Below are 12,980 nucleotides of genomic sequence, written 5' to 3'. Positions count from 1 at the left end.
TCCCCCAGTGCATTAGGTTAGGCTGCCCTAACTATAGGGGTTCGTCGGGGAGGGGTGGTCGCACATGGCAGGCGTCGGCAAGGGATGGGAGGGCGTGGTCCTGCGGCTCCTGCGCGGCAAGGACTTCACCTTCACGGTCACGGGCACGGAAGAGGTGACGGAGCACTACCGCCGCGTGTACGTGAGCGACGGCGGGCTGCTGGCCGCGGCGGGGGAATCGCTCCACCCGACGATGTGGGTGCGGCTGTGGTTCGACAACGCGGGCAAGCCGCACACGCGGGCGTACACCCTCGTCGACCCGGATCCGGCGGCGGGCACGTTCGCCCTGGAGTTCGCCCTCCACGAGGGTCCCGCGAGCGCGTGGGCGCGGGCCGCGAAGGCGGGCGACACCATCGAGGCCACCGTCCAGGGGACGGGCTTCAGCGCGCCGGCGCCGGAGCCGCGGCGGCTGCTGGTGATCGGCGACCCGGCCTCGGTACCGGCGATCAACTCCCTGCTGGACGCCTACCCGCAGACCCCGGCGACGATCTGGCTGGAGACCCAGCACGCCTCGGACGCCGGCCTCCCGGTCCGGCTGGACCCGGCCCGGCACGATGTCCGGCGGGTCGGGCGGGCCGGCGCGGCGCTGGTCGAACAGGTCAAGGCGGAGCTCCCGGAGCTCGTCGCGGACCCGGAGTCGGCCTACGTCTGGCTGGCCTGCGACACCGCCACGACGCGCACGCTGATGGCGTACCTCCGCAAGGACCTCTCCCTGCCGAAGCAGCGGGTGAACGGCCTGGGCTACTGGCGCGCGGCCTGACGGGAGGGACGGGGCAGGAGGGACAGGGCGTCTGGCGTGCGGGGCAGGGCGGGGCGGGGCGGGGTGTGCGGCGGGTGCGGCGCGGGCGGTCAGGCTCCGGTGGCGCCGTCGATGGCCTGGCGGAGGAAGTCGGCGTGGCCGTTGTGGCGCGCGTACTCGTGGATCAGGTGGAGCATGACGAGGCGCAGCGAGGCGTCCTCCTTCCAACTGGGCACGTACGCCGTCACGTCGAGGGACTCGGCGGCCGCCTCGATGCGGCGTGCGTGCGCGACCTCCGCCTCCCAGGCCGCGAACGCCTCCTCGCGCGTGGCGCCGGAGGCCTCGTAGGCGGCCTGGAAGTCGTGGGTGTCGGACCAGAGGTGGGGGAGCTCCTCCCCGTTCACGGTGCGGCGGAACCAGTGCCGCTCGACCTCGCCCATGTGCCGGACCAGGCCCAGCAGGGACAGGGTGGACGGCGGCATCGAAGGCCGCCGGAGCTCCTCGTCGGTGAGCCCCTCGCACTTCCAGGCGAGGGTGGCCCGGTGGTAGTCGAGGAATGCGCGCAGCGTTTCCCGCTCGTCCCCGGTCAGGGGCGGTCCGATACGTTCCATCCGGCGATCTTCCCCCGCAGCCTCCCGCCTCCGCTACGGCTTTGCGGTCCAGACGTACGGGACCGTCGTGCCCAGAGTCGCGAAACCCAGGCGCTCAAGGATCGGGCGGCTGTCGGCGGAGGCGTCGACCTGGAGGTAGCGGATGCCGCGGTCCGCCGCGATCCGGGCACGGTGGGCGACCAGGAGGCGGTAGATCCCCCGGCCCCGCCACTGCGGCAGGGTGCCGCCGCCCCAGAGTCCGGCGAAGGACGCGCCCGGGCGCATCTCCATGCGGGCCGCGCTCACCGGGGTGTCCCCGGCCATCGCCACCACCGCCGCGATGGTCTCCGGCTCCTCCCTCAGCAGGGTGAGCAGCAGGTGCCGCATGGCCGGGCGCTCGGTGCCGAAGGCCTTGGCGCGCACGTCCACCATCAGGTCGACGCCCGCCTCGTCCGTCACCGCCCGCAGGGTGATCCCCGTGGGCGGCTCCACCGGCAGCGCGGCGAGCTCGTCCGCCCGCCCCACCATCAGGGTCTCGGCCGGTTCCGGTACGAAGCCCGCCGCGCGCAGCCGGTCCCCGAGATCGGCGGGCCGGTCGTGGCCGTACAGCTTCCACTCGACCTCGCCGGCCCCGCGCCCCGCGAAGTACGCCACCTGCGCCGCGATCTCCGCGTCCGCCGTCTCCTCGTCGAGGTCGGACCAGAGCACCCTGTTCCACTCGGCACCGCGACCGCCACCGGCGCCGTCCGGCGCGCTCTGCCGTACGACCGCCCCCGCCCGCTCCACCCGCGCGTCCGCGGTGTCCGGCCGCGCGTCGCGGCGCATCTCCCGGTCGTACGCGGCCCGTACGTCCGCCAGTTCGTCAGCATCCATCGTCATCGGGCCAGCTCACCAGCGGTCTGCCCGCCCGCACAACTGCATTAGCCTCACCCCGTGAACGACGACTCCATCTACACCGGCAAGGCCGCCCCGGACGCCGCCGCCGACCGCGGCTGGCTCCTCGGCCACTTCAAGGACCCCGCCGATCCCCGCCACAGCGAGGACGTGGAGATCAAGTGGGGGGTCCACCCGAAGGGCGAGGAGCGGGCCCGGTGGGTGCGGGGCGAGGAGCGCACCGCGCTCCAGGTGCTGATCAGCGGCCGCTTCCGGCTGGAGTTCCCCGGCCGGACCGTCGTCCTCGCCGAACAGGGCGACTACGTGGTCTGGGGCCGGGGCGTGGACCACTCCTGGTACGCCGAGGAGGACGCGGTGGTGCTCACCGTCAGGTGGCCTTCCGTCCCCGGCTACCGGGCCGACGGACCGGACGGTCCGGCGAACGGCCCGTCCGGCGGATGACCTTGGCCCCGTACCGCGCCCGACCCCTGTGACGATGCACACGAAAGGGGCCAACGATCATCAAACGCTGGGATCGTGTCGGTGCAGACCATCTCGGCCGATCTCGGCCGAACTCCGGCAGGTCCCTGGGCGATCCCCCGGGTCCCGGCCGGGCCTTCACGAGTTCCAGCGTCTTTGCGTCGGGCAGCCCCGGTAAAGATCCGAACCACCAGGGAGCACGTCCGTTGGCAGTGATCGCGCGCTGGTGCCTGCGGCACCGCCTGCCGGCCGTCCTCATCTGGCTGCTCGCCCTCGGCGGCGCCGCCCTGGCCGCGGGGAGCGCCGGATCGGCGTTCTCCAACGACTACGAGGTCCCCGGCACCGAGTCCAGCCGGGCCCACGCCCTCCTGCGCGCGGGCTTCCACGGCCAGGGCGGAGACACCGACACCCTCGTGTGGCGGGCCCCGGAGCATCAGAGCGTCCGTACTCCCGCCGTCGAACAGCGCATGGCCAAGGCCCTCGACACCATCGCCGGGCTCCCCGGAGTCGGTTCGGTCGTCGGCCCCTACGGACCCGGCCCCGAGAGCGCCGCGCAGATCAGCCCCGACGGCCGGACCGCCTACGCCGTGGTGACGTTCGACCGGCCGGCCGACTCCGTGCCCAAGGCGCAGGCCAAGGCCGTGGTCGACGCCGCGAAGAACCCCGCCACCGAGGCGGACGGCCTCCAGGTCGAGCTCGGCGGGCAGGCCGTCGCCCTGACCGAGGCGCGCTCCGCCCACCTCGCGGAGGTCATCGGTGTGGCCGTTGCGGCCCTGGTCCTCTTCCTCGCCTTCGGCTCGCTCGCCGCGAGCCTGCTGCCCATCGCGACCGCCCTGGTCAGTGTGGGCACCGCGTATTTCGGTATCACCCTGCTCGGGCACGCCATGTCCGTCGCCGACTTCGCCCCGATGCTCGGCACCCTCGTCGGGCTCGGCGTCGGCATCGACTACGCCCTGTTCATCGTGACCCGGCACCGCAAGGGCCTCATGCGGGGGCTGCCGGTCGAGGAGGCCGCGGCACGGGCCGTCGCCACCACGGGCCGGGCCGTCGTCTTCGCCGGGGCCACCGTCTGCATCGCGCTGCTCGGCATGCTGGTGCTGCGGCTGAACTTCCTGAACGGCGTCGCGATCGCCGCCTCCCTCACGGTGGTGCTGACCGTCGCCGCCTCGGTCACCCTGCTCCCCGCCCTCCTCTCGTACATCGGCATGCGCGCCCTCTCGCGCCGCGAACGACGCAGGCTCGCCGCGCAGGGCCCGCGGCCCGAGACGCCCACCGGCTTTGCCGCCCGCTGGTCGGCCTTCGTGGAGCGCCGCCCCAAGCTGCTCGGCATCGTCGCCACGCTGGTCATGGTGGTCCTGGCGCTGCCCACCTTCTCGCTCCACCTGGGCACCTCCGACCAGGGCAACAACCCGGCGGGCTCCACCACACGGCAGGCCTACGACCTGCTCGCCGACGGGTTCGGGCCGGGAGTGAACGGCCCGCTCACCGTCGTCTCCCGGCTCGACGGCGCCGGGGACCGGCTCGCCGTCGAGCGGCTGGCCGAGGCGCTCCGTACGACCGAAGGCGTCGCCGCCACCGGCCCGGCCGTCTTCAACCGGAGCGGGGACACCGCCGTCCTGACCGTCATCCCCGATTCCGCCCCGCAGTCCCGGGCCACGAGCGAGCTGGTCACGACGTTGCGCGAGCACGTCATCCCGGCCGCCGGGCAGGGCAACTCCATGACCGTCCACGTCGGCGGCGTGACCGCGGGCTACGACGACTTCGCCGACGTCATCGTCGGGAAACTGCCGCTGTTCGTCGGGGTGGTGATCGCCCTCGGCTGCGTCCTGCTGCTGCTGGCCTTCCGCTCCCTTGGCATCCCGCTCAAGGCGGCCGCCATGAACGTCGCGGCCGTGGCCTCCTCCTTCGGCGTGGTCGTCGCCGTCTTCCAGTGGGGCTGGGGCAGCGAGCTGCTGGGCCTGGGCAGCGCCGGCCCGATCGAGCCCTTCCTGCCGGTGATCATGGTGTCGGTGCTCTTCGGGCTGTCCATGGACTACCAGGTGTTCCTGGTCAGCCGCATGTACGAGGAGTGGCTGGAGACCGGCGACAACCGCCGGGCCGTCCGCGTCGGGCTCACCGAGACCAGCCGGGTGATCAATTCGGCGGCGGTCATCATGATCTCGGTCTTCCTGGCGTTCGTGCTCAGCGGCGACCGGATCATCGCGATGTTCGGCATAGCGCTCGCCGCGGCCGTCGCGCTCGACGCCTTCGTGCTGCGCACCCTCCTGGTCCCGGCCCTGATGCACATGCTCGGCGGCGCCAACTGGTGGCTGCCCGCCTGGCTGGACCGCCGGCTGCCCAGGATCAGCATCGAACCCCCGGAGTGCCGGGGGCGGGCGACGCTGCCCGCGCAGCGGCCCGCCGCGTCCCGCGCCACCAGCGAGGACGGCGCCGAGCCGGCCCCCGCGTCCCGCTGATCCGCCACCCCGCCGCGGCCCCGGTCCCGGGCCCGCGGCCGGCCCGGCCCGAAGGCGCCGGGGGCTTCTCAGAAACCTCTCAGACAAGCCGCCTACGGTGCCCCGCATGGACACCACGAAGACCGCCGACCCGACCGCTCCCGAGACGGACACCGCCGAGCCGCAGGCCGCCGAGGCCGAGGCCGGCCTCAAGGACGCCCCCGCCGCGGAGGGCGCCGAGGCCGCGCAGGCCCCCGAGGCCGACCTCACCGACGAGGACCTCGACGACGAACTCCACGACGAGCTCGACGAGAGCGAGGCGAGGTCCGAGGGCGTCGGCTCCGCGGCCTCCGCCGTCGTCGCGGCCGGACTCGGCCTCGTCGCCCTCAGCGGCAGCTGGGTCTCGCGCGTCATCGCCGAGCGCCAGACCCTCGTGGGCCAGATCGAGTCGGTCAACGCCGCCACCACCGAGGCCAAGATCGATGCCCTGTACGGCGACGCCTGGCACATGACCGCCCTCGTCAACGGCGTCCTGTCCACCCTCGCCCTGCTGCTCGCCGTCTTCGTGCTGGCCCGCCCCGCCTTCGGCGCCCCCGGCCGAACCCTCCCCACCTGGGTCCGCGCCGTCTCCTGGGCCGCCGTCGCCCTCGGCGCCCTCGGCGTACTGCTCTTCGGCCTCATGTACTTCGACATCCTGGCTCCCCTCCCGAAGGCCGCCTAGGACCTCCAGCCGTCCGCCTAGGACCCCCTCCTAGGCACTCCCGGTCCGACCCGGGGTCCTTCGGCCGCGGCCTAAGGACCCCCGGCCCGTACAGATGCGGCATGCGCCCGATGTGCCGGCACCCCCTGGGACGCGAATCTTGGATCACACCGAACGAGGTGCCGAGAAGAGCGAACCGAGGAGTACGAGATGTTCGAGTACGAGATCGCCACCGCCCGCCACGCCGACCTCATCCGCGAGGCCGCCCTGTACCGCCGGGTCCAGGAGGCCAAGGAGGCGCGCCGCGCCTCCTCGCGCAGCCAGGAACCCGAACGGCGGGTGACAGGACAACGGAGCCGCTTCACGCGCGCCGCGTGAACCGCGCCGCGGACCGGGTGGACTGACACGTGATGAGAAGCGCACCCCCGGCCGGTGCCGCCGGCCAGGGCTCCTGTGCGATGCTCGGCGACGTGGAGACCAGATCTGTCAGCCCGGTGTTCGTCGGCCGAGCCGACGAACTGGCCGTACTCACCGACGCATTGGTCCGCGCCGCGGGCCAGGAGCCGCAGGCGCTGCTCGTCGGGGGCGAGGCCGGGGTCGGAAAGACCCGCCTCACCGAGGAGTTCGTCCACGAGGCGGCCCGCCGCGGCGCGGTGGTGGCCGTCGGAGGCTGTGTGGAGATCGGGGCGGAGGGCCTTCCCTTCGCCCCGTTCTCGACGGCCCTGCGCACCCTGCACCGCCTGCTCCCGGGGGAGCTGGCGGCGGCGGCCGCGGGCCAGGAGGACGAACTCGCCCGGATCCTCCCCGAACTCGGCGACACCCCCCGCGGACCGCACGACGAGGAGAGCACCGCGCGGCTCTTCGAACTGACGGCCCGGATGCTGGAGCGGCTCGCCGCCGACCGCACCGTCGTCCTCGTCCTGGAGGACCTGCACTGGGCGGACACCTCCACCCGCCACCTGCTCTCCTACCTGTTCCGCACCCTCGCGAGCGGCCGGCTCGTCGTCGTCGCCACCTACCGGGCCGACGACGTCCACCGCCGCCACCCGCTGCGCCCGCTGCTGGCCGAACTCGACCGGCTGCGCACGGTCCAGCGCATCGAACTGCCCCGTTTCAACCGGGCCGAGGTGCGCCGCCAGCTCGCCGGCATCCTCGCCTCGCAGCCCGACGAAGACTTCGTGGACTCCGTCTTCGAGCGCTCCGACGGCAACGCCTTCTTCGTCGAGGAACTCGCCGCCTGCCAGAGGAGCGGCTGCCGGGCGGGACTCACCGAGTCCCTGCGCGACCTGCTGCTGGTGCGCGTCGAGGTGCTGCCCGAGGCCGCCCAGCGCGTGGTGCGGATCGTCGCCGAGGGCGGCTCCACCGTGGAGTACCCGCTCCTGCGCGCCGTCGCGGGGCTGAGCGAGGACGAGCTGATCGAGGCCCTGCGGGCCGCCGTCGGCGCCAACATCCTCCTCGCCACCCCCGACGGGGACGGCTACCGGTTCCGCCACTCGCTGGTCCGCGAGGCCGTCAGCGACGACCTGCTGCCCGGCGAGCGCGCCCGCGTCAACCGCCGCTACGCCGAGGCGATGGAAGCCGACGACTGGCTGATCCGCGCCGAGGAGCGGGTCATCCGGCTGGCCAGCTACTGGTACTGCGCCAACGACGCGGCCAAGGCGCTGCCCGCCGTACTCGCCGCCTCGGTCGCCGCCCGCCGCCGCCACGCCTACTCCGAGCAGCTGAACCTGCTGGAGAGGGCGCTGGACCTGTGGGAGAGCGCGCCGCAGGAGGTTCGCGAGGCACTGCGGCCGGTCGACTACACCGAGGTGTACCCGCCCTGCGGCTGCGACCCGGCCACCACCCCGCTCAAGCGGCTCGACCTGCTGGCCGAGGCCACCGTCGCCGCCCGCTTCGGCGGCGAACGCGAACGCGCCCTGAAGCTCACCAAGACGGCGCTGCGGCTGCTGGAGGAGGACCAGGACCCGCTGCGCGCCGCCTGGTTCTGGACGGAGCGCTCCCGGCTCGTCTCCAGCCTGGCCCGCGGCGACGGCTGGGAGGAACTCGCCAAGGCCCAGGAACTCGTCAAGGGGCTGCCCCCGTCCCAGGTGCACGCCGAGGTCCTCGTCCGGGCCGCGGGCTGGGGCATGCTCCACAACCCCGGCCCGGGCAACCTCGAAGCCGCGGAGCGCGCCGCGGCCTACGCCCGCATGCTCGGGGCCGAGGAGATCGAGCTCAACGCCCGGATCACGGTCGGCTCCCTGCTCACCGACGCCGGCGACGCCGAGCGCGGACTCACCGAGATGCTCGTGGTCCGCGAGCGGGCCGCCGAACTCGGGCTCGTCATGCTGGCAGGACGTGCACATATCAACCTCACCTCTCAGCTGGAAAGCATGGGCCGGTCCCGCGAAGCCGTGGAACTGGCCGAACAAGGGGTCGAACTCGTCAAGAAGTCACGGCTGCTGGACACCGAGGCCTGGCTCAGCGGCAACATGGCCGAGAGCCTGTACAGCCTCGGCCGCTGGGACGAGGCGGCCGAGGCCGCCCGGCGCGGTCTGAGCGTCGGCCAGAGCGCGGCCCCGCGCGGCTCCGCCTCCGCACGGCTGTCCTACCTGGCCCTGGCGCGCGGCGAACTGACCGAGGCCGGTGCCCGGCTGACCGCCGCGCACGCCCACTTCGGCACCCACGACAGCCAGCCCCAGCACCGCATACCGCTCTACCGCCTCGCCGTCGGCATCGCCGCCGGGGAGGGCCGGATCGCCGACGTCCGCGCGGAGATCACCGACGCCATCGCCTACGGCTTCCCGCTGGGCCACCACCGCTACGCCTGGCCGCTGCTGCTCGCCGCCGCCTCCGCGGAGGCGGACGCCCGGGGACTCCCGGTCGCCGACGCCGGGCGCGCAGCCGCCCTGGAGGTGCTCCGCGGCGCCGCCCGCGCCCTGGCCACCCCCGTGCCCGTGTGGGCCGCCCACGCCGAGTTCTTCCGCGCCGAGCTGCTGCGGGCCGAGGACCGGGACACCGTCGCCGACTGGGCCGGCGTCGAGCGGGCCGTCCGCCCGCTGGAGCGTCCGTACCTGCTGGCCCGCGCCCGCCACCGGCTCGCCGAAGCCCTGCTCGCCTCCGGCGGCGACCGCGCGGGCGCCGCGTCCCTGCTCGGCGAGGCCTACGCCACCGCCGAACGCCTTGGCTCCCGCAGGCTCCGCGAGGACCTGGCCCTGCTGGCCCAGCGCGCCCGGCTCCCGCTCACCGGGGCCGACGCGCCCGCCGCCCCGCCCGCACCGGCCCCCGACCCCGTCGAGGCCCTGGGCCTGACCAGCCGCGAACGGGACGTCCTGAGCCTGGTCGCGGCGGGCAGGAGCAACCGCCAGATAGCCGAGGAGCTGTTCATCTCCCCGAAGACGGCCAGCGTCCACGTCTCGAACATCCTGGCCAAGCTGGGTGTCGCCGGCCGCGGCGAGGCGGCCGCCCTGGCCCACCGGCTGCGGCTGTTCGGGCCGCTCACTCCCGCGGGGACGGCTCCGCCGGGCGTATGAGCACCGTGCCGGAGTCCAGGTCTATGGGACCGCGTCCCGGATCGCCGTCATCGACATCGGTCCGGGACAGCTCCAGCCGCTTCTTCTCCTCGTCCGTGTGCTTCCGTCCCGGGCTGAAGAGCTCCTCGATCATGTTGAACACCGCATCCACCGCGCCTTTCGCCCCGCACCGGGGGCCCCTCGGTCACCGCACCGTCAGTGTCAGGATCCTGTCCTCGCCCGCCTCCGGCGACCCGCGCCCGTCCGTCTCGCTCGTGACCAGCAGCAATCTGTCCCCGCCGAGGGCGATCACCGTCCGCAGCCGGCCGTACTTCCCCGTCAGGAAGGCCTCCGGCTCGGCCACCGGATGCGCCCCGGCCAGCGGGATCCGCCACAGCCGCTCGCCTTTCAGCCCGGCCATCCACACCGAGCCCTGCGCCCAGGCGATCCCGCTCGGCGAGGCCTCGTCGGTCTTCCACACGGCCACCGGATCTCGCAGGCCCGGCTTGCCCGCCTTCCCCTCGGCCTCCGGCCAGCCGTAGTTCGCACCGGGCTCGATCAGGTTCAGCTCGTCCCAGGTGTTCTGGCCGAACTCGGCCGCCCACAGCCGTTTGTCCTTGTCCCAGGCCAGGCCCTGCACATTGCGGTGCCCGTAGGAGTAGACGACCGAGTCGGCCTCGGGATTGCCGTGGACCGGCTGCCCGTCCGGGGTCATCCGCAGGATCTTGCCGCCCAGCGACTTCTTGTCCTGCGCGAGCCCGGTGTCGCCGCTCTCGCCCGTCCCCGCGTAGAGCATCTTGTCGGGGCCGAAGGCGATCCGGCCCCCGTTGTGGATCATCCCCTTGGGGATCCCCCGCAACACCGTGTCCGGCGCGCCCAGTTGCTGGCCCGGGTCACGCTGCTCGTCGTAGCGCATCCGGGCGATGCGGTTGTCGGACTCCGTCGTGAAGTACGCGTACACCATCCGGTCCGAGGCGTACGAGGGCGACAGCGCGAGCCCCAGCAGCCCTCCCTCGCCGCCCGGGGCCACCCCGGGCACCTTGCCGATCTGCGTCACCGCGCCGGTGGCCGCCGCGACCCTGCTGATCGTCCCCTTGTCCCGCGAGGCGACCAGCAGGTCCCCGCCCGGCAGCGGGGCCACGCCCCACGGGGACTCCAGGTCCTTCGCGACCTCGCCGGTCACCGTCACGGAGCCCTGCGCGGGCGGAGCGGCCTCCGCGGCGCCGGAGGGAGAGCCCGCGGGGCCGGACCCGGACGACGCGGGTGCCGGGCCCGGTGGTGACGTGCCCGGCTTGGCGGACGGTGCGCCCGCCGGGGCGCAGCCCGCCGCGAGCAGCGCCCCGCAGCCCGCCACGGCGAACGCCGCCAGCACCGCGCGGCTCCGGGCGCGCGGGCCCTCGTACCTCTCGGACGCCTGTGCCTGTCCGTATCGCATCGTCCTGCTCCCCTCCGGTGGCGATCGTGCCCCTCACCTGTCTCAACAGCTGCGGCACTTCCCGAAGTTCCGGCGCTCGTACACCCGATCGAGTGGTTGTCCCGGACCCGGAACCGGCTCGCGCCAGGGCTCAGTCCCAGGCTCCCACCGCCGCCGGCAGGGCCGCGATCTCGGCCAGGTCCCCGGCCGTCAGCCGCAGCCCCGCCGCCCCCGCGTTCTCCGCCGCCCAGTGCGCCCGGTCGGCCCCCGGCACCGGCACCACCTGCGGTCCCTGCGCCAGCACCCACGCCAGCGCCACCTGCGCCGCCGTCACCTGCGGCCCGTGCCGCCGCGCCACCCGCCGCAGCCCCGCCACCAGCACCTGGTTCGCCGCCATGGACTCCGCCGTGAACCTCGGGTGCCGGGCCCGCACGTCCTCCCACTCGAAACCCTCGCCCGGCCTGAGCGTCCCGGTCAGGAACCCGCTGCCGAGCGGCATCGCCGCCAGGAACCCCACCCCGCGCGCCGCGCACCAGGGCAGCAGCCGCCGCACGGCCTCCCGGGACCACACCGACAGCTCCGCCTGCACCGCGCTCACCGGGAACACCTGCTGGACGCGCTCCAAGTGCCCCAAGGTCACCGCGTACGCCCGGTCCCCGCGCCGCCCCGCCCCCGGCCCGGCACCCGCCCCCAGCGCGCAGAACCCCAGGGCGCGCACCTTCCCCGCACCCACCAGCTCCGCCATCGCCCCCCAGGTCTCCTCCACCGGGACGTCCGGATCCACCCGGTGCAGCTGGTAGACGTCTATGACGTCCGTACGCAGCCGCCGCAGCGAGGCGTCGCAGGCCCGGCGCACGTATCCGGGCCGCCCGTCCGCCACCACGTGCTGCTCGCCCGCCCGCAGCCCCACCTTGGCGGACACGAACGCCTCCGCCCGCCGTTCGCGCAGCACCCGCCCCAGCAGCAGCTCGTTGGTGTAGGGCCCGTACACGTCGGCGGTGTCCAGCAGGTTCGCCCCGAGGTCCAGGGCCGTGTGCACCGTGGCCAGCGACTCGTCGCGCAGGCGCCGCGAGGGCGCGTACGCCCAGCTCATCGGCATGCACCCGAGCCCGACGGCGCCCACCGCCAGCGCACCCGCCCCGATCGACCTGCGCTCCACCCGTGCGTCCCCCTCCCGGTCCGGCAAACAAACTAACGGCTTGATCAGGATCCTTTGGCCTTGGCATAGCCTCCTGGTCATGGATGCAAAGACCGCCGACGTCTGGCTGCCGTTCCCCGCGGAAGAGATCGAGGGCCTCCCCGACGCCTTCACCTACCGGCAGTGGGACGGCGAGGACGCCTTCCCGGCCGACCCGGCCGCCTGCGTCTTCTACGTCACCCCCTACATGAAGTCCCCCGAAGTGACCCTGCGCCCGCTGCCCGGCATGCCGCACCTGGAGGTCGTGCAGACGCTGACCGCGGGCATCGACCACGTCCTGGACGGCCTCGGCCTGCTGCGTCCCGGCGTACGGCTGTGCAACGCGCGCGGGGTCCACGAGGCGAGCACCGCGGAGCTGGCGCTCACCCTCACCCTCGCCTCGCTGCGCGGGATCCCGGGGATGGTGCGCGGACAGGACCGCGAGGAGTGGCGTTCCGGCTTCTACGACGCCCTCGCCGACAAGTCCGTGCTGATCGTCGGGTACGGGTCGATCGGAGCGGCCATCGAGGACCGGCTCGCGCCCTTCGAGTGTGCGCGGGTCGTACGGGTCGCACGCTCGGCGCGCACCACCACGCGCGGGCCCGTGCACGCTCACGCCGAACTGCCCCGGCTGCTCCCCGGGGCCGACGTGGTGATCCTCTGCACCCCGCTGACGGACGCGACGCGGAGCCTGGCCGACGCCGCGTTCCTGGCCCGGATGAAGGACGGCGCCCTGCTGGTGAACGTGGCCCGCGGCCCCGTCGCCGACACCTCGGCCCTGCTGGCGGAGCTCGGGTCGGGCCGGCTGCGCGCGGCACTCGACGTCACCGACCCCGAACCGCTGCCCGCCGGCCATCCGCTCTGGCATGCTCCGAATGTCCTGATCACCCCTCACGTGGGCGGCAGCAGCACGGCGTTCGCGCCGCGGGCCCGGCGTCTGGTCGCCCGCCAGCTCCACCGGTTCGCCGCCGGGGAGCCCGTGGACAACACGGTCCTGATCACCGACTGACGCGCGGTGCGCACGCTCCGCATCCGCCCGGAC

Annotated in this window: 12 protein-coding genes; 7 read left to right on the top strand and 5 right to left on the bottom strand. The window is 74.0% G+C overall.

Going from position 1 to position 12,980, the window contains the following annotated elements; genetic code table 11:
* Positions 1 to 64: 64 nt before the first annotated feature.
* Positions 65 to 799 (top strand): siderophore-interacting protein, encoded by a 735-nt coding sequence (locus tag CP980_RS09940; RefSeq protein WP_150528002.1) that lies wholly within the window; start codon positions 65 to 67, stop codon positions 797 to 799.
* 89 nt (positions 800 to 888) lie between these two features.
* Here CP980_RS09940 and CP980_RS09935 read toward each other — a convergent pair whose 3' ends face one another.
* Together CP980_RS09935 and CP980_RS09930 are read right to left on the bottom strand one after the other, a co-directional pair.
* Positions 889 to 1,389, bottom strand: coding sequence for a DinB family protein (locus tag CP980_RS09935; RefSeq protein ID WP_150528001.1), 501 nt, complete (start codon positions 1,387 to 1,389; stop codon positions 889 to 891).
* 33 nt (positions 1,390 to 1,422) lie between these two features.
* The gene (locus CP980_RS09930; protein ID WP_150530186.1) at positions 1,423 to 2,241 is read right to left on the bottom strand and encodes a GNAT family N-acetyltransferase; all 819 of its coding nucleotides are present in this window, start codon (positions 2,239 to 2,241) and stop codon (positions 1,423 to 1,425) included.
* A gap of 60 nt (positions 2,242 to 2,301) precedes the next feature.
* Here CP980_RS09930 and CP980_RS09925 point away from each other — a divergent pair, with 60 nt between their 5' ends.
* The 5 genes from CP980_RS09925 (at position 2,302) to CP980_RS36355 (ending at position 9,368) form a co-directional block, all read left to right on the top strand.
* Complete coding sequence (locus CP980_RS09925) at positions 2,302 to 2,703, top strand: cupin domain-containing protein (RefSeq protein WP_165937282.1); 402 nt, start codon at positions 2,302 to 2,304, stop codon at positions 2,701 to 2,703.
* A gap of 224 nt (positions 2,704 to 2,927) precedes the next feature.
* Complete coding sequence (locus CP980_RS09920; protein ID WP_150528000.1) at positions 2,928 to 5,177, top strand: MMPL family transporter; 2,250 nt, start codon at positions 2,928 to 2,930, stop codon at positions 5,175 to 5,177.
* 106 nt (positions 5,178 to 5,283) lie between these two features.
* The gene (locus tag CP980_RS09915; RefSeq protein WP_150527999.1) at positions 5,284 to 5,877 is read left to right on the top strand and encodes a hypothetical protein; all 594 of its coding nucleotides are present in this window, start codon (positions 5,284 to 5,286) and stop codon (positions 5,875 to 5,877) included.
* Between the two features lie 189 nt (positions 5,878 to 6,066).
* Entirely contained in the window at positions 6,067 to 6,234 is a 168-nt protein-coding gene (locus tag CP980_RS35050) for a hypothetical protein (RefSeq protein ID WP_165937283.1), read from the top strand.
* Between the two features lie 80 nt (positions 6,235 to 6,314).
* Positions 6,315 to 9,368 (top strand): helix-turn-helix transcriptional regulator, encoded by a 3,054-nt coding sequence (locus CP980_RS36355; RefSeq protein WP_132757278.1) that lies wholly within the window; start codon positions 6,315 to 6,317, stop codon positions 9,366 to 9,368.
* Here the strand turns inward: CP980_RS36355 and CP980_RS35045 are convergent.
* The 3 genes from CP980_RS35045 to CP980_RS09900 all read right to left on the bottom strand — a co-directional run bounded on the left by CP980_RS35045 (position 9,334) and on the right by CP980_RS09900 (position 11,920).
* A complete protein-coding gene (locus tag CP980_RS35045; protein ID WP_308439342.1) occupies positions 9,334 to 9,501 on the bottom strand; it encodes a DUF6191 domain-containing protein in 168 nt (55 codons plus the stop codon). The genes CP980_RS36355 and CP980_RS35045 overlap by 35 nt on opposite strands.
* A 51-nt stretch (positions 9,502 to 9,552) precedes the next feature.
* Entirely contained in the window at positions 9,553 to 10,782 is a 1,230-nt protein-coding gene (locus tag CP980_RS09905; RefSeq protein WP_150527998.1) for a PQQ-dependent sugar dehydrogenase, read from the bottom strand.
* 130 nt (positions 10,783 to 10,912) lie between these two features.
* A complete protein-coding gene (locus tag CP980_RS09900) occupies positions 10,913 to 11,920 on the bottom strand; it encodes an aldo/keto reductase (protein ID WP_132756976.1) in 1,008 nt (335 codons plus the stop codon).
* A 79-nt stretch (positions 11,921 to 11,999) separates the two neighbouring features.
* Here CP980_RS09900 and CP980_RS09895 point away from each other — a divergent pair, with 79 nt between their 5' ends.
* The gene (locus CP980_RS09895; protein ID WP_150527997.1) at positions 12,000 to 12,947 is read left to right on the top strand and encodes a 2-hydroxyacid dehydrogenase; all 948 of its coding nucleotides are present in this window, start codon (positions 12,000 to 12,002) and stop codon (positions 12,945 to 12,947) included.
* The last annotated feature ends 33 nt before the right edge of the window (positions 12,948 to 12,980 follow it).

Source organism: Streptomyces vinaceus (assembly GCF_008704935.1).
Taxonomy (GTDB): domain Bacteria; phylum Actinomycetota; class Actinomycetes; order Streptomycetales; family Streptomycetaceae; genus Streptomyces; species Streptomyces vinaceus.
The sequence above is the reverse complement of the archived record's forward strand: the minus strand, read 5'-3'. Positions and strand labels throughout refer to the sequence as shown.

Bases quoted from the DNA above. Each gene is read 5' to 3' on its own strand.
- CP980_RS09930 (WP_150530186.1), bottom strand. From the start codon at position 2,241: ATGGATGCTGACGAACTGGCGGACGTACGGGCCGCGTACGACCGGGAG.
- CP980_RS35045 (WP_308439342.1), bottom strand. From the start codon at position 9,501: ATGATCGAGGAGCTCTTCAGCCCGGGACGGAAGCACACGGACGAGGAG.
- CP980_RS09940 (WP_150528002.1), top strand. From the start codon at position 65: ATGGCAGGCGTCGGCAAGGGATGGGAGGGCGTGGTCCTGCGGCTCCTG.
- CP980_RS09935 (WP_150528001.1), bottom strand. From the start codon at position 1,389: ATGGAACGTATCGGACCGCCCCTGACCGGGGACGAGCGGGAAACGCTG.
- CP980_RS09915 (WP_150527999.1), top strand. From the start codon at position 5,284: ATGGACACCACGAAGACCGCCGACCCGACCGCTCCCGAGACGGACACC.
- CP980_RS35050 (WP_165937283.1), top strand. From the start codon at position 6,067: ATGTTCGAGTACGAGATCGCCACCGCCCGCCACGCCGACCTCATCCGC.
- CP980_RS36355 (WP_132757278.1), top strand. From the start codon at position 6,315: ATGCTCGGCGACGTGGAGACCAGATCTGTCAGCCCGGTGTTCGTCGGC.
- CP980_RS09905 (WP_150527998.1), bottom strand. From the start codon at position 10,782: ATGCGATACGGACAGGCACAGGCGTCCGAGAGGTACGAGGGCCCGCGC.
- CP980_RS09895 (WP_150527997.1), top strand. From the start codon at position 12,000: ATGGATGCAAAGACCGCCGACGTCTGGCTGCCGTTCCCCGCGGAAGAG.